Annotated in this window: 18 protein-coding genes; 7 read left to right on the top strand and 11 right to left on the bottom strand. The window is 61.3% G+C overall.

The genetic code is table 11. The features are described 5' to 3' along the window. The first annotated feature begins 218 nt into the window (after window positions 1–218). Window positions 219–755: a class IV adenylate cyclase gene (locus BCY88_RS22620; RefSeq protein WP_120346415.1), complete on the top strand. Its 537-nt coding sequence runs from the start codon at window positions 219–221 to the stop codon at window positions 753–755. 97 nt (window positions 756–852) lie between these two features. Here the strand turns inward: BCY88_RS22620 and BCY88_RS22615 are convergent, their stop codons facing one another. After that, the gene (locus BCY88_RS22615) at window positions 853–1,344 is read right to left on the bottom strand and encodes an Lrp/AsnC family transcriptional regulator (protein WP_120346414.1); all 492 of its coding nucleotides are present in this window, start codon (window positions 1,342–1,344) and stop codon (window positions 853–855) included. 148 nt (window positions 1,345–1,492) lie between these two features. Between BCY88_RS22615 and phhA the strand changes: the two genes are divergently transcribed. Together phhA and BCY88_RS22605 are read left to right on the top strand one after the other, a co-directional pair. Further along, entirely contained in the window at window positions 1,493–2,383 is an 891-nt protein-coding gene (phhA, locus tag BCY88_RS22610) for a phenylalanine 4-monooxygenase (RefSeq protein ID WP_120346413.1), read from the top strand. 49 nt (window positions 2,384–2,432) lie between these two features. Further along, complete coding sequence (locus tag BCY88_RS22605) at window positions 2,433–2,777, top strand: 4a-hydroxytetrahydrobiopterin dehydratase (protein WP_259461490.1); 345 nt, start codon at window positions 2,433–2,435, stop codon at window positions 2,775–2,777. A gap of 94 nt (window positions 2,778–2,871) precedes the next feature. On the opposite strand, the gene BCY88_RS22600 is transcribed toward BCY88_RS22605, so the two are convergent. Next, window positions 2,872–3,096 carry a DUF3717 domain-containing protein gene (locus BCY88_RS22600; protein ID WP_120346411.1) on the bottom strand — a complete coding sequence of 75 codons (225 nt, stop codon included), beginning with the start codon at window positions 3,094–3,096 and terminating at the stop codon, window positions 2,872–2,874. A gap of 182 nt (window positions 3,097–3,278) precedes the next feature. Between BCY88_RS22600 and BCY88_RS22595 the strand changes: the two genes are divergently transcribed. Together BCY88_RS22595 and BCY88_RS22590 are read left to right on the top strand one after the other, a co-directional pair. Continuing rightward, window positions 3,279–3,965 (top strand): response regulator transcription factor, encoded by a 687-nt coding sequence (locus tag BCY88_RS22595; protein ID WP_028197606.1) that lies wholly within the window; start codon window positions 3,279–3,281, stop codon window positions 3,963–3,965. 143 nt (window positions 3,966–4,108) lie between these two features. Continuing rightward, complete coding sequence (locus tag BCY88_RS22590; protein WP_120346466.1) at window positions 4,109–5,611, top strand: sensor histidine kinase; 1,503 nt, start codon at window positions 4,109–4,111, stop codon at window positions 5,609–5,611. 94 nt (window positions 5,612–5,705) lie between these two features. On the opposite strand, the gene BCY88_RS22585 is transcribed toward BCY88_RS22590, so the two are convergent. The 7 genes from BCY88_RS22585 to mnmC form a co-directional block, all read right to left on the bottom strand. Beyond that, entirely contained in the window at window positions 5,706–6,233 is a 528-nt protein-coding gene (locus BCY88_RS22585) for an SET domain-containing protein (protein ID WP_120346410.1), read from the bottom strand. Between the two features lie 218 nt (window positions 6,234–6,451). Beyond that, complete coding sequence (locus tag BCY88_RS22580; protein ID WP_120346409.1) at window positions 6,452–7,564, bottom strand: NADH:flavin oxidoreductase/NADH oxidase; 1,113 nt, start codon at window positions 7,562–7,564, stop codon at window positions 6,452–6,454. Between the two features lie 74 nt (window positions 7,565–7,638). Further along, on the bottom strand, window positions 7,639–8,352 hold the full coding sequence (locus tag BCY88_RS22575) for a glutamine amidotransferase (RefSeq protein ID WP_120346408.1): 714 nt from the start codon (window positions 8,350–8,352) through the stop codon (window positions 7,639–7,641). A 128-nt stretch (window positions 8,353–8,480) separates the two neighbouring features. Continuing rightward, window positions 8,481–9,119 (bottom strand): MarR family winged helix-turn-helix transcriptional regulator, encoded by a 639-nt coding sequence (locus BCY88_RS22570; RefSeq protein ID WP_120346407.1) that lies wholly within the window; start codon window positions 9,117–9,119, stop codon window positions 8,481–8,483. Between the two features lie 537 nt (window positions 9,120–9,656). Next, window positions 9,657–10,772, bottom strand: a complete 1,116-nt coding sequence (locus BCY88_RS22565; RefSeq protein ID WP_120346406.1) for a YbdK family carboxylate-amine ligase — start codon at window positions 10,770–10,772, stop codon at window positions 9,657–9,659. 129 nt (window positions 10,773–10,901) lie between these two features. Further along, window positions 10,902–12,107, bottom strand: a complete 1,206-nt coding sequence (locus BCY88_RS22560) for a cation:proton antiporter (RefSeq protein WP_120346405.1) — start codon at window positions 12,105–12,107, stop codon at window positions 10,902–10,904. Between the two features lie 844 nt (window positions 12,108–12,951). Continuing rightward, on the bottom strand, window positions 12,952–14,916 hold the full coding sequence (gene mnmC / locus BCY88_RS22555; protein WP_120346404.1) for a bifunctional tRNA (5-methylaminomethyl-2-thiouridine)(34)-methyltransferase MnmC2/FAD-dependent 5-carboxymethylaminomethyl-2-thiouridine(34) oxidoreductase MnmC1: 1,965 nt from the start codon (window positions 14,914–14,916) through the stop codon (window positions 12,952–12,954). 416 nt (window positions 14,917–15,332) lie between these two features. Here mnmC and BCY88_RS22550 point away from each other — a divergent pair, with 416 nt between their 5' ends. After that, window positions 15,333–15,611 carry an HU family DNA-binding protein gene (locus tag BCY88_RS22550; RefSeq protein ID WP_006050811.1) on the top strand — a complete coding sequence of 93 codons (279 nt, stop codon included), beginning with the start codon at window positions 15,333–15,335 and terminating at the stop codon, window positions 15,609–15,611. Window positions 15,612–15,734: 123 nt separating this feature from the next. Here BCY88_RS22550 and BCY88_RS22545 read toward each other — a convergent pair whose 3' ends face one another. After that, window positions 15,735–17,081 carry a GTP-binding protein gene (locus BCY88_RS22545; protein ID WP_120346403.1) on the bottom strand — a complete coding sequence of 449 codons (1,347 nt, stop codon included), beginning with the start codon at window positions 17,079–17,081 and terminating at the stop codon, window positions 15,735–15,737. 141 nt (window positions 17,082–17,222) lie between these two features. Then, window positions 17,223–17,669, bottom strand: coding sequence for a lytic transglycosylase domain-containing protein (locus BCY88_RS22540; protein ID WP_120346402.1), 447 nt, complete (start codon window positions 17,667–17,669; stop codon window positions 17,223–17,225). A gap of 520 nt (window positions 17,670–18,189) precedes the next feature. Here BCY88_RS22540 and gspD point away from each other — a divergent pair. After that, window positions 18,190–20,574: a type II secretion system secretin GspD gene (gene gspD / locus BCY88_RS22535; protein WP_120346401.1), complete on the top strand. Its 2,385-nt coding sequence runs from the start codon at window positions 18,190–18,192 to the stop codon at window positions 20,572–20,574. The last annotated feature ends 10 nt before the right edge of the window (window positions 20,575–20,584 follow it).

Raw genomic sequence — 20,584 nt, 5'->3', positions numbered from 1 at the left:
CGAAAGGCCGCGCAGGCCGCGGATATGAGCCGCGCTCATGACAGCCGCATCGCCTGCAGCCGAAACAACGCCGTCACACGCTTTTTGTTAGATTGAGGGTTCGCGCTCACACGCTGGCCCGCTTCGTTTTTGTTCCGTCTGACTTTGTTCTTCCCGGCAGCTTCGTCCCGGCAACCCCGGAAGCTGCCGACCACGCCATCCTTCGACAGGAGCCTGACATGGCACGCAACATTGAAATCAAAGCCCGCGCCCAGCACTTCGAGCAACTGCGCGAGCGAGCTGCAAAGCTTGCACCGGACGCGCCGCTGATCTTCCGCCAGCAGGACTTTTTCTACGACGTGCCGCGTGGCCGCCTGAAGCTGCGCCAGTTCGACGACGGCACGCCGGCCGAACTGATTTTCTATCAGCGCGACGACCGCGACGGCCCGAAGGCGTCGTACTACACGCGCAGCCCGGTGACCAACCCTGAAGCCATGCACGCCCTGCTCGCCACGGCGCTCACCACGCGTGGCATCGTCACGAAGGAACGTCACGTGTATCTGACGGGCCGCACGCGGATCCATCTGGACCGCGTCGACGGTCTTGGTGACTTCATTGAACTCGAAGTTCTGCTGGCTCAGGACGACGATGAAGAAGGCGGCCACGCAGAGGCGCACGCAATGTTCCAGACCCTCGGGGTGCCGGAATCGGACCTGGTGGCGGTGGCCTACGTCGATTTGCTGAGTCCGGACGGTGAATCGAAGCAAGCTGCATAAAACGCAAACATCAGGGGCCGTGACGGCAGCAATTCCTGAACCACGGCCCTGACACCGTCAACCCCCTCAACACCCGAAACGCCAGGAAGCCGCAGTCTCAAACAGCGGCTGCGCCGGGCGACAGATGACCGAGCGGCAGCGGTCCATTACGCTTGAACGTGGTCAGGACAATATTGGAGCGCACGCTGTCCACGCCTGGCACGCGCATCAACTTCTTCATCACGAAGGTCGACAGATAATTCAGGTCTGGCGCCACGATACGCAGCAGATAATCGGCGTCGCCAACCACCGCGTGACACTCCAGTACTTCCGGCAACACTTCGATCTGCTGCTGGAATTGCTCGATGATCGAGTCGCCGTGATGCTTCAGCTTCAGACTCGTAAACGCGGTCACGCCGAGCCCGAGTTTTTCGGGGCGCAGCACGACGCGATAGCCGTCCACCACCCCGACCTGTTCCAGGCGCTGCAAGCGGCGCCCGATCTGCGACGGCGACAGCGGCACCTGCTCAGCCAATTGCTGATGCGTGGCCCGGCCGAAGCGCTGAAGCACGTCCAGCAGCGCGAGATCGAAGTGATCGAGTTCCAACATGATCGATATCCGCATTTAATCCGTGATTGATGCACGATTATTGCATATCAGCGCGCCATAACGCCATCATTGCGCCCTTTCCGCACGCTCGCCGCTCTACACTTGCAGCATCGTTTCAACCCGCAGTCACCGCAGAGCGCGCAGCATCATGTCCACAGCCAACACCGCCAAACTCAAAGAGCAATTCGACGCCGGCCTCGAAACCCGCGCCGATTTCACCATCGACCAGCCGATCGAACGTTACGGCGCAGTCGACCACGCGGTATGGCAACAGCTTTATGCGCGCCAGACCGCGTTGCTCAAGGGGCGTGTGTGCGATGAGTTTCTGGTGGGCCTCGACTGCATCGGCATGCCGTCCGATCGAGTGCCCTCGTTCGATGAAATCAACGCAAAGCTGACGCCCGCGACGGGCTGGCAAATCGTCGCCGTACCCGGACTTGTGCCCGACCAGGTGTTCTTCGAGCATCTGGCGAACCGCCGCTTCCCCGTGACATGGTGGATGCGCCGCCCCGATCAGCTCGATTATCTGCAGGAACCGGACTGTTTTCACGATCTGTTCGGCCACGTGCCGCTGCTGATCAATCCGGTGTTCGCGGACTACATGCACGCGTACGGCCGTGCCGCGCTCGCTGCCAACGACGCCGGCGCCCTGCCGCTGCTCGCGCGGCTCTACTGGTACACAGTCGAGTTTGGCCTGATCCGCGACGCGGCCAGCCCGAACGGCGTGAAGATCTATGGCGCGGGGATCGTGTCGAGCAAAGGCGAGACGCTCTACAGCCAGCAAAGCGCGGCGCCGAACCGGCTTGGCTTCGATCTCGAACGCGTGATGCGTACGCGCTATCGCATCGACACGTTCCAGAAAACCTACTTCGTGATCGATGACTTCGCCCAATTGTTCAGCGTGGCGCAAACCGACTTCGCGCCGCTGCTGGACAGACTGGTCGCGCAGCCCGCCTTCGCGGCAGGCGACGTGCTCGCACACGATGACCTCATCACGCGCGGCTCGCAGGAAGGCTGGCAAGCCGACGGCGATATCTGAAAACACAATCGGAGCGATCCGACAGCAGGCTAATGGCATCCGTGAAAAAATAGCGGATGCGCATGCCCACTGGCGTGCCTGTTCAGATCAACGAGGTAGCACCATGATTAATAAACTCACTTCCGAAGAACGCGCCACGCTGGTAGCGGAACTGCACGGTTGGCAGGCCGTGGCAGGCCGCGACGCGATCCAGCGCCAGTTCAAGTTCGCCGACTTCAATGAAGCATTCGGCTTTATGACGCGCGTGGCAATCAAGGCACAGGAGATGGATCACCACCCTGAATGGTTCAACGTGTACAACAAGGTGGAGATCACATTGTCGACGCACGAAGCCAATGGTTTGACCCAGCGGGACATCAAATTGGCACAATTTATCGACAGTATTACTGCTTAATACAAGCGATCAGGTACCTCGATGCGCCCTGCATCGAGTGATTTGATGGTCATGAAAGGGCATTGCAGGCAATCTGGCGCCCAAACCTTCAGTTCTACAGGCTATTATTAAGGCGGACGTAAGAATCCCACGCAAGCCTCGCAATCCCGTCTAAACGATCCGGCGATAGCGTCTGCTGACGCTGTACAATCATCAGCGCATACGGCTTGGAGAGCGCGCTTGCCTCCTTGCACAGAACGAGTTCGTCGCCGCTCGAAGGTGAGCGGGCGCGCCAGAAGTTGATTGCGGCTTCCAGTTCGTGAATGCTTATCTCGGACATGACGTCGTGATCGCTCGGTGGCTGCTATCTGGCTGCTTGCGCAACTTCATGGCTGCTCGATAGCTGTTTCGTGACCACTTGATGCCAGTTCGGCATGGCCACGCAGCATGCTGCCTGTGCAGCAGGCGCCCCGGCGAACCGCTTGCCCAGACGCCTAAAACCATTGTACTTGAGCGAAATCCATGCGACTCCTTCTGATCGAAGATGACCGCCCCATCGCACGCGGCATCCAAAGTAGTCTCGAACAAGCCGGCTTCACCGTCGACATGGTCCATGACGGTATTTTCGCCGAACAGGCCCTCACCCAAAACCGCCATGAGCTGGTGATTCTCGATCTGGGCCTGCCCGGTATCGACGGCATGACGCTGCTCGCGCGCTTCCGTCAGAGCAATCGCCACACGCCGGTGATCATCCTCACCGCGCGCGACGAATTGAACGACCGCGTGCAAGGCCTGAATTCCGGTGCGGACGACTACATGCTGAAGCCGTTCGAACCCACCGAACTCGAAGCGCGCATCCGCGCGGTGATGCGCCGCAGCGGTCCGCACGGCGATATGCCGCGTCCGGAAGTGTCGCTCGGCGGTGTGCGTCTGTCAGGCGTCGATCGCCGCATTTTCAACGACGACAAGCCGCTCGAACTGTCGCCGCGCGAATTCGCAGTGCTCGAAATGCTGCTGCTGCGCCATGGCCGCGTGGTCAGCAAAGCCCAGCTGCAAGACCACCTGACGCATTTCGGCGGCGATCTCGGCGACACCGCGATCGAAGTTTATGTGCACCGGGTGCGTAAAAAGCTCGAAAACTGCCGTGTCGAAATCGTCACGGTGCGTGGCTTCGGTTACCTGTTGCAGGAAATCCGCCAGGCCGCATAATCGCCACAAGGGCCGCACGCTGAGTTGCGGCCTGACGGCGCCGGGCCGGCGCCGCGCACTCGGTGCGCAGTTCGCCGGCATCCGGCGAGTTTTCACGGCGTTACGGTGCGTTTCGCCGTTGTCTCTTTCCTGCGCGTTCGATCATGCCCCAGCCGGCCGCCAATAGTTTGCGCCGCACGCTGCTGCGGCGCCTCGCTGCTCCCCTTTCGCTGCTCGCCCTGATGAGCGGCCTGATCGCTTACTGGCTCGCCTGGCAGTACACGCAGCATGTGGTCGACCGGTCGCTTGCCGACCTCGCCACCGCGATCTCCAAACAGATCCAGATTGCCGGCCCTAACGCCAAAGTGGCGGTGCCGCCGCTTGCGCAGGCCATGTTCTCCGATCCGGTCGAACATCTCGTCTATCGGATCAGCAACGGCGAAACCGAGATCGCCGGCGACCACAATCTGCCGCTGCAAGGCACCAGCGTGCGGCGTATGCACTATGCCTACGTCTTCGAGACCCAACACCAGGGCGTGACGGTGCGCGTGGCGCAGGTGCGCGTCGACCAGCCGAGCGGTAATCCGATCGTTGTCGAAGTGGGTCAACCGGTGCATCACCGTTTTCGCATCGCCGCCGAGTTTCTGGTCGCGATCATGATGCCGCTGTTGTTGCTGCTGCTGGCCGGCTGGGCGATCGTGTGGCGCGTGGTCAATCAACAGCTCAATCCGCTCACCGATCTCGCTGACTCACTGAATCGCCAGACCCACACGTCGCTCGAACCGGTGGATGAAACCTACGTGCCGGTGGAAATCCGGCCGCTCACCGGCGCACTGAACGCGCTGCTCGACCGCCTGAAAACCGCCCTCGACGGCCAGCGCAAATTTATCGCCGACGCCGCGCATCAGTTGCGCACGCCGCTTACCGCGGTCAAGCTGCATGCGGAGCAGGCCGCGGTCGCGCGAGACCCGCAGCAGACGCTTGCTGCGGTCCGCGAACTGCGCGCGGCGGCCGACCGCGCCGTGCGGTTGTCGAACCAGCTGCTTTCGCTTGCGCGCGCCGAGCCTGGCGAACAGGCCGCGCGTTTCACCAACGTGGATATGGCCGCCCTCGCATTCGATACCGGCGCGGAATGGGTGCCGCGCGCACTGACTTTCCACGTCGACCTGGGTTTCCAGCGCCTGGACGATCCAGCCAACGATCATCCGCTGATGGTGCGCGGCAATCCGGTATTGCTGCACGAAGTGATCGCCAATCTGTTGGATAACGCGCTCAAGTACGTGCCGCCTTCGCGCTTCGACGGCGGCCGCATCACCGTGACGGTGTCGCAAACCGTGATCGACGAACTGCGTATGGCCGAGATCGTCGTTGAGGACAATGGACCTGGCGTGCCGTACACGCAGCAAGCCGATCTGTTCAAACGATTCTTCCGCGGCGACGGTCAGAGCGAAGCCGGCGTGGATAGCGGCGCCGGTCTCGGTCTTGCGATCGTTCACGACATCATGGTGCTGCATCACGGCAGCGTGCATTACGAAAATGCGCCCGAAGGCGGAGCGCGCTTTATCGTGCGCATTCCGCTTATTCCAATCAGTGTTCAGCACGACGTGGATACCGAGACACGGCGTCCGGCAAAAAAATCGGCGCACTCGGCGCCGATCGATATGTGATTCCGCAGTAGGTCAACACACTGCTACGGGCTGCCTCGAGTTCGTCCAGGTTCAACCTGGTGCTGAACCCGGGCAGCCCGTCATGCGGCCCGCGTCATTTCTTCTTCGTCTTTTTCTCAGGCGTTTTCGCCTTTTTGTCCGTCTTGTCTGACTTGGACGACGCGCCCTTCTCCTTCTCCGGCCGCGCCAGCATCGTGCCGCGGCACTTGCGCGCGCCACAGCGGCATTCGTATTCCTTCTTCAGCTTCTTGGTCTGGCGCGCGTCGATGACGAGGCCGTAGTCGTAAAAGACTTCCTCACCTTCGGCGATGTCGCGCAGCGCGTGCACATACACGTGACCGTCGATCTCTTCGGCTTCACAGTTCGGTGCGCATGAGTGGTTGATCCAGCGCGCGCTATTGCCATCCACCTTGCCGTCGATAACCTTGCCGTTATCGAGCGCAAAGTAGAACGTGTGATTCGGTTCGGCGGGGTTATGCGGATGACGGCGCAACGCTTCTTTCCAGGAGATCCGCTCACCCTTGTATTCGATCAGCCGTTCACCCGCCGCAATCGGCTCGGTGGCAAACACGCCTTTGCCGTGCACGCCCGAACGGCGCACGGCGATCCTGCGTGAACTCATTGAATGAATCCTTGTGAAAAACTGGGGGTGAAGATCCGGCAGTCGCCAGAAATGCCCGCGTCTGACGCGCTGCTTTTTCTGACGCGGATAGCAAACGCGGCGCCTTGCGAGCGCCGCGTCGACCTGCGACGCTCATGCGCCACATCCGGCATCCTACACGTTCAAGACGGCTTCCTTCAACCGTCAAAAAGACGTGCGCGCAAGGCGCGTGGGCAAGTTCACCGTTGTCCGAACGAAATCTCGCCGAACAGTGCCTTTTGTTCGCGCGGTTGCGAACGCCAGTACTGCGGCGGCGCTTCGACCGTCGCACCGAGTTGAGCCGCGGCATGCCACGGCCAACGCGGGTTGTAGAGCAACGCGCGTGCGAGCGCGATCAGATCGGCGTCACCTTCTTCGATGAGTTGCTCGGCGTGCAGCGGATCGGTAATCAGGCCGACGCCGATGGTCGTGAGACCGGTTGCCTGCTTGACGGCCCGCGCAAAAGGAATCTGATAGCCCGGCTCGAGCGGGATCTTCTGCAACGGCGAGACACCGCCTGACGACACATCTATCCAGTCACAGCCGCGCTTTTTCAACTCCTGCGAGAACACGATCGTCTCCTCGAGCGTCCAGCCGCCTTCGACCCAATCGGTTGCCGAGACACGCACGCCGACCGGTTTGTCGGCGGGAAACGCGGCGCGCACGATGTCGAAGATTTCGAGCGGAAAGCGCATACGGTTTTCGAGGGAGCCGCCGTAGTCGTCGCTGCGTTGATTGGCGATCGGCGACAGGAACTGATGCAGCAGGTAGCCGTGCGCGGCGTGAACCTCCAGTGCATCGATACCGAGGCGTGCGGCACGCCGCGCGGAAGCAGCGAACGCTTCGCGAATCCGGTTCAACGCGGACGTGTCGAGCGCAAGGGGCGGCTCTTCACCCGCCTTGTGCGGCAATGCCGACGGCGCATGCGGAAGCCAGCCGCCTTGCGACACAGGAATCAGCTGCCCGCCTTCCCAGGGCACGTGACTCGACGCCTTGCGCCCCGCATGCGCCAGCTGCATCGCGACGCGAACGTTCGAATGCTTGCGGATTGCGGCCAGCACCGGCTTCAGTGCGGCTTCGGTGGCGTCGTCCCACAGTCCGAGATCGCCCGGCGTGATGCGCCCATCCGGTTCGACGGCGGTCGCTTCGATGCACAACATACCCGCACCGGATAACGCAAGACTGCCGAGATGGATCATGTGCCACGCCGTAGCCTCGCCACGTTCAGCGGAATACTGGCACATCGGGGAAACGACGATACGGTTGGGAAGCGTCACGCTACGCAGCGTGAGCGGAGAGAAAAGCGCGCTCATGGATTACGCCCTGTAAAAACCCCAAGAGCGGACGAGCATAGCACCGCGGGTGATTGTCTGCAGGCGCGCGCGGATCAGGGTTTCGGTTCGACCTGATCGAGCCACTCGCCAAACATCCGGCGCGCGGCGGTTTCCAGCACCGGACCGAACTGCGAGGTGTCGGCCCGCAACCGGCGTACGTCGATACCGTGGCCGGCAATCTCACCGGCGTTTCCGATCAGCCAGGGCTCGAACCGGTCCGCACGAATCTCAGGATGGCATTGCAGACCCAGCACGTGGCCACCCCAGGCGAACGCCTGGTTTTCACAGGCAGGCGTTGAAGCGAGGCGTATGGCGCCGTCGGGCAAATCGAAGGTGTCGCCATGCCAATGCAGCATCGACGTGAGTGCGCCATCCAGATGACGCACGGGCGACGCACGGCCGGCATCGGTGAGAGTAAGCGGTGTCCAGCCGAGTTCGGTATGGCCGGCGGGATAGACCCGCGCACCGAGCGCACGCGCGATCAGTTGCGCGCCGAGGCAGATGCCGAGCGTCGGCAGGCCGGCGGCAATGCGCTTTTCGATCATGGAAAGCAAGGGCACGAGCGTCGGATAGAGCGCGTCGTCGGTTGCGCCGATCGGGCCACCCAACACCACCATGAGGGATGCGGCAACGGGATCCGGCGCTTCGATACGGGCAAAGCCGACGTCCAGATAGCGCACCGGCCGACCACGCTCGCCGAGCTCAAGCTCAAAACTGCCCAGATCCTCGAAGTGCACATGGCGAATAGCCAGAACTTCGCGATTCATCAGCCTGCCCCACCTTCAGGTTGACTAAAGACTTGCCGCTACGCGGCGCGAACCGGCCGGCAGACGGCAATCGCCGCCTGCCGGAACACGGCTAGGCAGTGTAGCGGAATGTCCTGAAAGAAGCCGCCTTATTGGGCGAAGATCTTCCAGGTCTTCTTTTGGGTGGCGACATCAGCCGCTTCGTACACCGAGCAATCAAGACGCACGTCCGTGTCCGACATCTTCAGATTGAGCAGCGCGCAGTGATGCGGCGTCTTCTTCGGCGTCTTGCTGGGCTCGAAATGCGTGCAGGTCAGGCACATGCGGTGCGGCGGAATCGTGCCTTGCACTTCCAGCTGATGGATGGTCTTGAGCAGCGTGCGATAGAACAGCGACTGCTCTTCATCGCGCAGCGTACCGACCGCTTTGGCCAGGAAGTCCGGCCATTGCGCGGCGCGCTTCGCGGCGGTACGGCCACGCGCCGTCAGACGGACCGCGAGGGCGCGGCCGTCGTCGAGGGCACGGCGCTTTTCGACCAGGCCTTTGGTCTCGAGCGTGCTCACTGCGTCGCTGGTGGTCGCGGCGGTCAACGCCGTTTCGCGGGCAATTTCGCCAAGACGCATCGGGCCTTTGCGTTGCATCAGCAAGACCAGGATTTCGCCCTGGGTCGGCGTAAGGCCTGCGCCTTCCGCCCATTCCCAAGCCTGGCTCCGCATGGCCGTGCTCAATCGCAATAGGCTGTGGGTCACTCGCCCGGTTGCCTGTTCTCCGTATACGCCTTCGCTCATAATCTTCGTTTGGTTTATTAAAGCTTGCGTGCGATGCCGGCAAATCGCTGCCGAACAAGCCCGTAGCCTGTGTGGGGTAGCCTCGCCCAAAAGCAGACGAGACGGTTTCTACTATCTCAAAAATTTACTGCCTTACCAGCCCAAGGCAGTGGAAACGACATTCTATGCGAGACCGGCCAATCGTACAGCTAAGTTATCCAACATAAGCTGTGGATAACCATGGGAAAACATAGGGGATGGCGTGTGCGTTGATTCTTGATAAGCAGCCGGCCACCTCCGCCCTTACCAAAGTTGTCCTCGTTTACGGGCCCCGATGCACCTTGGATCCGCCCAGTTATAGTTTACCTAGCACTTTGACTTTTCAGGGAATTATTCAGTTGTCCACAGGCAGATGCAATGCTTGTTAACTACTACTACGTTTGTATACGTAAACTTTAGAAAAAGCTGAAGACCCGCGAGCTGGAAATTTATTTACGAAAAAAAACCCGCACGAGGCGGGTCTTCCTTACGGTTTAACGTAAGCAATCCTGTGTTCGGCTAGGCTCGCCACTGCAAACACTGCTGCCTGACGGCCTCGTGCAAGGATTTTTCCCGCTCGAAAACGCCGCGCAGCCACGTCGCGTCATTGATCTGACCGCGCGCGATCGCGCCGATTTCGGCGAGCGCGTTGCCCGAACCCAATGCTTCGGCGTGCGGCGCAATCAGATCCAGCGTTTCGAGGATATCTTCGGAAATCGTCTTGCGCTCGCTCGTTTGCGGATTGATGCAGTTGCCGGCCAGACCGAAGCGGCATGCTTCAAAACGGTTGAACGTGTAGACGAGGTAATCGTCTTCTTGCGGCGTAATCGGCTTGTCGAGCAACAGATGCCGTGCAAGGGTCTGGATGTAGCAGGCAATCGCTGCGGCGCGATCCACCGAAAACGGCGTATCCATCACGCGAACTTCGATCGTGCCGAAGCCGGGTTTCGGCCGGATGTCCCAGTAAAAATCCTTCATGCTGTTGACCACGCCCGTGTGAACCATCTTCGAGAAATATTCCTCGAAGCTGTCCCACGTCAGCACGAACGGCGCACGCCCCGACAGCGGAAACGCGAACACGGAATTCAGGCGTGCCGAATGAAAGCCGGTGTCGACACCTTGCACGAACGGCGAAGAAGCGGACAACGCGATGAAGTGCGGAATGAAGCGCGACATGGAATGCAGCAGATACAGCGCGCTGTTCGGATTCGGGCAGCCAATGTGCACATGCTGGCCGAACACCGTGAACTGTTTGGCAAGGTAGCCGTACAACTCCGAAAGATATTGAAAGCGCGGCGTATCGACGATCTGTCTTTCACTCCATTGCTGGAATGCGTGCGTGCCGCCGCCGCACAGGCCGACGTTCAGATGATCGGCTGCGGAAACCAGCGTGTCGCGAATCTTGCGCAAATCGGTGACGGCCTGTTCATGCGTTGTGCAGATACCGGTCGACAACTCGATCATGCTTTCGGTGATTTCCGGCGTGATGTTGCCGGGGATCTTTTCATCCTTGATGAGGCGCATCAGATCCGAGCCGGCTTTGGTCAGATCATAGTCGTGCGTATTCACGATCTGCATTTCGAGTTCGACACCGAACGTGAACGGTTTCGAATCGATGAAGGGTTCGAGTGACATGGCGTCCCCTGAGTCAGGTCGGCCGGCGTGTCACATGGCTGTGTCACATGTCCGGCCGTTTTTTGAAACGAATGAATCGGAAAAAGCGCGTAAATCCGGCGCCTGAGGCATCGAGCAGCCGTGCTGCGCCTATTCTTCGCGCCGCTCGGCCACCAGCGCCAGGCTGCGATACACGAGCCACGGCCCGAGAATCTGCAGCACGAAAATCGAACACATTACGATCGCGCGCAGCTGCGGATCGAAATTCGGATAAAGGTTGTAGGTGTCGTCGACGAGCAGATACGCCAGCGCCGACATTGGCGAGAGTGACAAACCGAGCGCCATGCCCTGCTTCCAGTTCAAACCGCTCGGCTTGGCAAAGGCCATCACGCCGACCAGTTTCGCCACCAGCCGCGCAATAATCAGACCCAGCGCCGCGACACCGCCGAGCGCAATGTCCTTCCATTCGAACGAAGTCAGCGTCAACACGAACAGAATCACGGTCAACAACCAGCCGGCGGTGCCGAAATGTTCGGGCCACAATTGCGGACGCGCTTCAAGATTCTTCACGATGATGCCTGCGGCCAGCAGCGCAAGAATGGTGGAAAGCTTGAACACATGCGCAATCGCAATCGCGAGCAGCACGAGCCCAAATAGTGCGACGAACGAATGCTCGTCCTGCATGTTCAGACGGCGATAAAAAAACGTGCAGGTGCGCGCGAGCAGATAGGCCAGCACGAGCGAGCCGACCAGCAGATAAAGCGGTTGCAGAATCGTCGCATAGACGTTGCCGTAAACCTCCTGATGCAACCAGCTTGAGACGAGCTTTTCGATCACCACCGCGTACATGCTGTTCAGCGCGGTCAGCGTCAACAGACGCTGCGTCACCTGGCCCTCCGCGCGCAGCTCGGTTTTGAGCTGGATCACCATTGCCGGCGAAGTCGCCATGGCAATCGCGGCGAGCACCGTTGCCACCATCAGCGGCACTTTCAGAAACAACAACACCGGCAACACCAGCGCGAACGTCAGCGTGGCTTCAGCGACGCTCGACAGAATCAGCCAGGGATTGCGGCGAATCCAGCGCAGATCGAGCCGGCTGCCCAACTCGAACAGCAACAAACCGAGCGCCACATCGAGCAACGGCCGGGCGGCGCTCGCGGATTCCGCGTCGATCACGCCAAAACCGGCTGAGCCTGCGATCAGACCGATGACCGCATACCCGGAAATGCGCGGCAAACGCCATGCGCGAAAGCAAAGTTCACCGCACAGACCGGCAGCGAGCAAGGCAAGGCCAGCCCAAAAAATGGCGTCGGGGGTAAGTGGCCAGGCTGGAAAAAATGAAAAGGCCGACTTCATTGTGATGAGTTCTCCTTGGCAGCAACGGCAGACGACACGAACCGGCGGCAACACCGGTGAGCGGCTGAGCGCATGAGGCACTCACTGTCGCGATCGCTTCGCGTGACCCGCGTTGCGAGTTTTCAATGATCGGATGATCTGAATGCGCCGCAGCCGCGAGGAGCGCGGCGCATTCCGGGGTGCGGCCGTAGCAACCGGCACAGCACGGTGAAAGAACGCCGTCGACTTTGAATCAGATTCTGATTGAGCGGCACCGTTCCGTTGGAGCGAGTGCCGCCAGAGGCGAGGCACAACGCGGAAAAGAACGGCGATTGTGCCATAGCTTTTTCATACTTGATCGAAAAGACCGGAACATGCAGTCAAAACGGTAAAAACGTACGTTAACTTCGCATGGTGAGGAAAATGCGACCGTTTTGAGAGCAGGTCAGGCGCTCCTAGGCTACAGATTCAACGTGGCAGAACTGTTTTTTGCGACCGCTGAGGGCAGGGTTTTCTGCTCATTGCGGGAGGGTTGCGCTCGACGATTGCGCTCGATCTCGAGACGGCTCTTCTGTTTACAGGTTTACCGTATGTATACGTAGTAACAGTTAACAAGGTGACTCGCTTTCTGTGGATAACCCCGGTTTACCGAATCAATTCATTGGGTTGCCGCTCGCATAACGGGATGCACAGCGTGTGCGGCAGCGGCGGGTATACAAGGGTAACTTTTCGCGATTTTCGGCGGCGGCAAAGTTACCCCGTTTACGTCCACAACGGTTCCACATGAGTTGCGCCGGTTAACCACGCAGTTATCCACAAGTTTCAGTGGATAACTTTTTTCGTCTCGGTTGTTTGGCGCGCGCGGTTAACCTGCTGTGCCGTGGCGCAACGCGCGCAGAAGGAAGCGGGCAGGATCGATGTCTTCGGCCAGGTCGCGTTCGAGCGGCCACGGCTCGCCTTCGATCTGGGAGGCGATCAGCTCGGCGCCGAGCGTTGCCCATACCAGACCGCGCGACCCGTAAGCGAACGCGCCATACAAGCCGCCGATGCGTGGCAAATCGAGCGGCCATGCGCCACGCAGACGCTGGGCGTCGCCTACCGATGCAGTTTCGTCGGCGAAGTTGCCGATCATGGGCATCCGGTCGCTCGTCACGCAGCGAAACGCGACGCGCCCAGCGAGCGTTGCCGCGTGCGCCGGATCGACGCTGTCGAAAGCCGGCAGCATCTGCGCGACACGCTCGAGGTTTTCCAGATGCCCGTCCGGCCGCAGCGAGATGTCAGGGTCGTCGAGTTCGTAAGTGGCGCCGGTCAGCGTGACGCCGTTGGCGAGCGGGATTGCGTAGCCTTCGCCGATCACCGGCATGCTAAGCGGGGGCACGCTGCCCTGCGGCAGCAAAGTCAGCTGGCCGCGAATGCTGCGGGTTGGCGCGTGACGCAAACCGGCGATGCGTGCGGCCTCGTGTGCGCTTGCGACAATGACCACCGGCGCGCGCGCGACGGCCTGCCCTGCTGCGTCGAACACAGTCCATTGATTGCCGGACCGTTCGAGGCGGGCCACGTCCACGCCGAAACGACGTTCGAGCAGTCCGCCCGCGACGGCACACTGCGCGGCGCAAAGCGACGCCGGGTCGATCCAGCCGCCTTGCGCAAAGAGCCAGCCACCGCGTGCGAGCGGCATGCCCGCAAGCGCTTTTGCTTCGCTCGGCGAGACGGGCTTCACGTATTCGGACGGGTAACCAAACGCGGCGATGGTCTCGCTCATCGACTGTGCTTCATTGTCGTCCGCAGCGATCTGCAACAGGCCGCGCGCGCCGCGCAATGGAGGGTGACCCAGCCGTTCGAGCGCGGCCCAGCGTCTGAGCGTGTAGAGAAAGCCTGCACGCGTCACGCGCGACGCAACGCTGTCGTCGCGCGAGATCATCGGATGGAACACGCCCGCTGGATTGCCCGAGGCGTCCTGGGCGACCGACGCGTGCCGCTCCAGCGAGGTGACGCGCCAGCCACGCGAGGCGAGACGCTCGATCGCCGCGCAGCCGGCGAGCCCGGCGCCGATCACGATCGCGTGCCGTTCATCGACTTCGAGCGGCACGGGCGGTTCATAGCGACGCACGCGCCACGCTGGCGCGAAATGGCCCACCAGCATCGCACGCTTCCAGCCGAAGCCATCCACTTTTTGGTACACAAAGCCGTTTTGTGTCAACGCACGCTTGATGTCGCCCGCGCTGCTGTAAGTGGCGAACGTGGCGCCCTCGCCGGCCAGCCGGGCGAGCGCCTTGAAGATCGCGGGCGTCCAGATTTCGGGGTTTCTGGCTGGTGCGAAGCCGTCGAGATAGAACGCGTCGGCGCGCAACCTCAATGCCGGCAAGCTATTCGCCGCGTCGTCGAACACCAGCGTCAGCGTGATCCGGCCGTTCTCGAATTCGATACGGTGCGTGCCGGGCACGAGCATCGGCCATTCAGCGGCCAGCGTTTCAGCTAGCGCCGCGATCTCCGGATCTGAAATCGTCGCTGAGTAGACACTGCGCAAATCGGCCTGAGTAAACGGATGCTTCTCAGTCGAGACGAAGTGCAAGCGCTCGCAACGCGCCGGATCGGCTCGCCATGCCGCCCATGTCGTGAGGAAGTTGATACCCATGCCGAAGCCGGTTTCGAGCACGGTGAAGACGCGCCGGTTCTGCCACCGCTGCGGCAGTTTATTACCGCGGAGGAACACGTATTCAGCCTGCTCGAGGCCGCCGACGGCACTGTGATAAATGTCGTCATAGCGCGGCGAAAAAGGCGTGCCGTTGTCGCGGAATGCGAGGACGGCGGGGATCAGCGGATCGGTCATGCGCGGTGGAAAATGACGCTCGCAAGAGCGGGTCAAACGTTACCGCCGGCGCGGGCAGCTCGCCAGGCGGCGAAAAAGACGTGCGGCAACGTTGGCAAAAACCAACGTCAAGCCCCGCCCATGCTGGGTTTCAGCCTTCGATTGAGGGTCGCGGAGAGAAAAAAGAAGGGTTTCCCCTCGGTATCGGCCCCAGAACCGCTTAATTCTTCGAAACCCTTATCCTGATTGGGTTTGCGCTGCGCTATCATAGCAAGCGCCGCGAAGGGAGCGGCAGCACGGCCGCGGGGCAGTCAACTACCCCACGCTAATTGTCCGGAGGGGATCCGGAGCCGCAGCTGCTCGACGGCGCGGCCCGCGCACGTATAATCGGCGCGTTCGCGCTGTTCGTGTCAACCTAAACTCAGAAAGGAACCTTAATGAACAAACAGGAACTGATCGACGCCGTCGCAGGACAGACGGGCGCCAGCAAGGCTCAAACCGGTGAGACGCTGGACACGTTGCTTGAAGTGATCAAGAAGTCTGTGTCGAAGGGTGATGCGGTCCAGTTGATCGGCTTCGGCAGCTTCGGTTCGGGCAAACGCGCAGCACGTACGGGTCGTAACCCCAAGACCGGCGAAACTATCAAGATCCCGGCCGCCAAGACCGTCAAGTTCACGGCTGGTAAGGCGTTCAAGGACGCAGTCAACAAACGCTGAGCAGATTACTGCCTGGCAGTTGACACCCGCCCATGGCGGGTTTTTTTTCGTCCGCGATTTCTGTTTAACCGCGACGGGCGTCGCGGTTAAACACTCAGTGCGAAGCGCAACGGCCGCGCAAGCTCAATCGTGACGATGCACGATTTCGCCGTGGCCACGGCCGTCATGATCATGATGGTCGTGATCGTGATCGTGATCGTGATCATGGTCATGGTCATGGTCATGGTCGTCTTCGTCGAAGTCCCATGCCGGGAACGGATCGGCGAACTGTTGCCACGCTTGCGGTCCCGCTGCGAATTCCTCGTCGGTGACGAGGCACGCGTCGAAGTTCGCTTTCCACACGGCCGGATCAATGCCGACGCCGATCATCACCAGCTCCTGGCGACGGTCGCCGATGCTCAGATCGTCTGGATCGCCGTACCAGTCGGCGGCAATTTCGGCGGCCAGCTCGTCATCGCCGTCCGGCCATTCGCTGCGGTCCTGAGCCGCCCACCACATGCCCGCCGGGCCATGCCGGCAAGCGCCGCCGGCCTGCGACAGCGAACCGGCAATGTCGTTACGCGTTGCGAGCCAGAAGAAGCCCTTGCTGCGCAAGACGCCCTTCCACTCCTGATGCAGCAGCGCCCACAGTCGTTCCGGGTGAAACGGCCGCCGCGCGCGGTAAATGAAATTGCCGATGCCGAATTCGTCGGCTTCGCTGTGATGCGCATGGCCGTGGTCGTGCTCACTTCCCTGATTGAGCGACGCCAGCCAGCCCGGTGCACTCGACGCCTCGTCGAAATCGAAACGCCCGGTATTCAGCACTTGCGCCAGCGGCACCTCGCCGAAACGGCTCACCACCTGCACCGCACGCGGATTGATACGCGCGAGGATGCGCTGCAAACGCGTCAGTTCGTCGGCGCTCACCAGATCGGCTTTGTTCACCACCAGCACGTCGCAGAATTCAATCTGCTCGATCAACAATTCGACCAGCGTGCGATCGTCCTCTTCGGTCGCGGCGATGCCCCGTTCGGCGAGCGCGTCGGCGGAACCGTAGTCCCTCAGGAAGTTGAACGCGTCGACCACCGTTACCATCGTGTCGAGCTGTGCGATGTCGGACAGCGACACGCCGTCGTCGTCGACAAAGGTGAAGGTTTCCGCGATCGGCATGGGCTCGGCGACGCCGGTCGACTCGATCAGGATCGCGTCGAAGCGCTTTTCGCCGGCAAGCCGCTTGATCTCGACCAGCAGGTCGTCGCGCAATGTGCAGCAGATGCAGCCGTTCGACAGTTCGACGAGCTGCTCTTCGACATGCGAAAGCGCGGCGGCGTCACGCACGAGCGTCGCATCGATATTGACGGCGGCCAGATCGTTGACGATCACGGCGACGCGCAAACCGGCGCGATTCGCGAGGATGTGGTTCAGGAGCGTGGTCTTGCCGGCGCCCAGAAAACCGGAGAGCACGGTGACGGGCAATAGCGGCTGGTTCATCGCAGTACGGAAAAGCAAGAGGATTGGAGGGCGTGCCGGCTGGGGTCGCATGACTCCGCGGCCAGAAGAGGGCCGAACGCCGGCGGCAGCACGAAGCCGCATTGTGCATCAAACGGGAACCGGCCGCGCGGCGAGGACTGCTCAGCGTGCAGCCGGCATCAGATTCCACTTGCGCAGGATGGCGGCGATCTGCTGCGCGTACTTGTCGCGCAGCGCCGGCGTTTCGGAGTGGTACGCGCCGACCGCCTGCCAGGTATTGCCATACTTGTTCATCTGACGGCGCAGATGCCACGCCGCGATGTAGACGTTCTTGCAAGGCTCCATCAGCGTGCCTTGCGAGATGCCGTATTGGGCGAGCGTGGGCAGATGAATCGAGTTGATCTGCATCACGCCGTAGTCGGTCGAGCCATTGGCGTTCTTATGCAACGCGTCGGGTCGATTGTGTGACTCCTGCCACGCAATTGCGCGCAGAATCAGGGGGTTGACCTTCTGATATCCTGCGGCCTCGTCAAAGCAATCGGCACGCGCGGACCCTGCTGCGATCAGCACGGCAAGTCCTGCGGCGACAGTGACGAAGGTTCGTTTCATCAGTCAATAAACACGACTAAACAAATCGCAAGGATAAGAGTTGGTAAGGCGATGCGTCGGCCATACTTCAGCCGCCGCAAGCCGGTGAGGCTCGCTGGCCGGGCCTTTGTCGGGCATCGGGGAAAACCCGCCTCGACAAGTCGCTACCAGCGCCTCGAACGGCTCGTATCATACCGGCAGACCGACACCCGTCAAGTTGGCTAACCGACATAGTCGAGCGTAAAACGAAGGGCTTCTGCGGTTCGGCGCACACAAGCACGTTTGCTTTCAATTACTTGACGGTTCGAGAAGGTCTTTAGAGTAATCACACCGGGTCGTTTGTTTTGTGACAAATCCGACATGAAAAACTGTTACTGTTCATTTTTTTCGGACTTTGGAGGCCCGGCATCCTGGGGATTGACCCCCCGTGAGGCCGGCTGGCAGACCGACAGGGTGGCGGCCTGCTCAAATGTTCGCACTGCATGACCGTCGGCGGCTTGGGCCGTCGGCTTCGATCCCACATTCCATGAGAAGAAATCGTATGGCATTGCGTCGCGTCGCAACGGCGCTGCTGGTGGCTGGATTGATCACCGCGCAGACAGCACAGGCACAGGTGACACTCAACTTCGTGAACGCCGATATCGACCAGGTGGCCAAGGCGATCGGCGCGGCAACCGGCAAGACGATCATCGTCGACCCGCGCGTGAAGGGGCAGTTGAACCTCGTGTCGGAAAATGCAGTGCCTGAAGACCAGGCGTTGAAGACCCTGCAATCCGCTTTGCGGATGCAGGGCTTTGCGCTGGTACAGGATCACGGCGTACTGAAGGTGGTGCCCGAGGCCGATGCCAAGCTGCAAGGCGTGCCGACCTACGTCGGCAATGCGCCTGTCGCCCGTGGCGATCAGGTGGTGACGCAGGTGTTCACGCTGAAGAACGAATCGGCCAACAACCTGCTGCCGGTCTTGCGTCCGCTGATCTCGCCGAACAACACCGTGGCGGCTTACCCGGCCAACAACACGATTGTGGTGACCGACTACGCCGACAACGTGCGGCGCATCGCGCAGATCATCGCGGGTATCGATACGGCCGCGGGCCAGTCGGTGTCGGTGGTGCCGCTCAAGAACGCGAACGCGATCGATATCGCGGCGCAACTGACCAAGATGCTCGACCCGGGCGCGATCGGCAGCACCGACGCGACGCTGAAGGTCTCGATCACCTCGGACCCGCGCACCAACTCGCTGCTGATTCGCGCGTCGAACGCCGGCCGGCTCGCGGCCGCGAAGCAACTGGCGAAGGAACTCGACTCGCCGACCACGATGCCCGGCAACATGCACGTCGTGGCGCTGCGCAACGCGGACGCGACGAAGCTCGCGAAAACCCTGCGCGGGATGCTTGGCAAAGGCAGTGGTGGCGATACCGGCTCGTCGGGCGGCTCGAACGATGCGAATTCGTTCAACCAGAACGGCGGCGGCGGGTTGGGCAGCAGCAATTCGACGGGCACCTCCGGTACGCCGCCGTTGCCCTCGGGCGGACTCAACAGCAGTTCGGGGTCGTCGCCGATGGGTGGCAGCGGCGGATATGGCTCGAACAGTGGCTCCGGTGGCCTGCTCGGCGGTGACAAGGACAAGGGCGACGACAATCAGCCTGGCGGCATGATCCAGGCGGATGCGGCGACCAATTCGCTGATTATCACGGCGCCCGAGCCGGTGTACCGCAATCTGCGTGCAGTGATCGACCAGCTCGACGCGCGGCGTGCGCAGGTTTATATCGAGGCGCTGATCGTCGAACTGAACTCGACCACGAACGCCAACCTTGGCATTCAATGGCAGGTCGCGAACAGCTCGGTTTTCGCCGGTACCAATCTGGCGACCGGCACCGGCAACAGCATTATCAATCTGACGGCGGCCGCCGCGGCGAACGCGTCTACCGGCGGTCTAGCTGCGGCGCTCGCAAGCGGCTCGGGTATCCAGCAGGGCCTCAACGTCGGCTGGGTGCACAACATTTTCGGCGTGCAGGGACTCGGTGCGCTGTTGCAGGCGCTCTCGCAGACCGCCGACGCAAACGTGCTGTCCACGCCTAACCTCATCACGCTCGACAACGAGGAAGCGAAGATCGTCGTCGGCACGAACGTACCGATCCAGACGGGTTCGTATTCGAATCTGACGAGTGGCACGAGCCCTGGTTCGGCGTTCAACACTTACGATCGCGTCGACGTGGGTCTGACGCTGCACATCAAACCGCAAATCACCGACGGTGGGATTCTGAAGCTGCAGCTCTACACGGAAGACTCGGCGATCGTGAACGGCACGACTAACGCGGCGACCAATCCGGCCGGCCCGCAGTTCACCAAGCGTTCGATCCAGTCGACGGTGCTCGCCGATAACGGCGAGATCATCGTGCTGGGTGGTTTGATGCAGGACAACTACCAGGTCAGCAACAGCAAGGTGCCGCTGCTGGGCGATATTCCGTGGCTTGGCCAGCTGTTTCGCTCGGAGCAGAAGACCCGCCAGAAGACCAACCTGATGGTGTTTCTGCGCCCCGTGATCATCAGCGATCGCGATACCGCGCAGGCCGTGACGGCGAACCGCTATGACTACGTGCAGGGCGTGACGGGCGCGTACAAATCGGACAACAACCTGATCAAGGACAACGACGATCCAGTGGTCCCGCCGATGCCGCTCGGTCCGAGCCAGGGTGGATCGCCGGCGATGAATCTGTTCAATCTCGACCAGATGCGGCGTCAGCAGATCGCACCGCCGGCGAATTCCGCCCCTGTTCCGGTCATGAACGGTGGCGCCGTGCCTGCAAATCCCGCCGTGCAGACGAATCCGGTTATGAACGGTGGCGCGGTACAGGTGAACCCCGCTGTGCAGACCAACCCTGTCACCACGGGGCCGTCCACCGCATCGCCTGGAGTGCAGCCGTGAGCACGTCGTC

This window comes from Paraburkholderia fungorum (assembly GCF_003610895.1).
Lineage (GTDB): Bacteria > Pseudomonadota > Gammaproteobacteria > Burkholderiales > Burkholderiaceae > Paraburkholderia > Paraburkholderia fungorum_B.
This window is presented reverse-complemented; position numbering and strand designations above follow the sequence as displayed.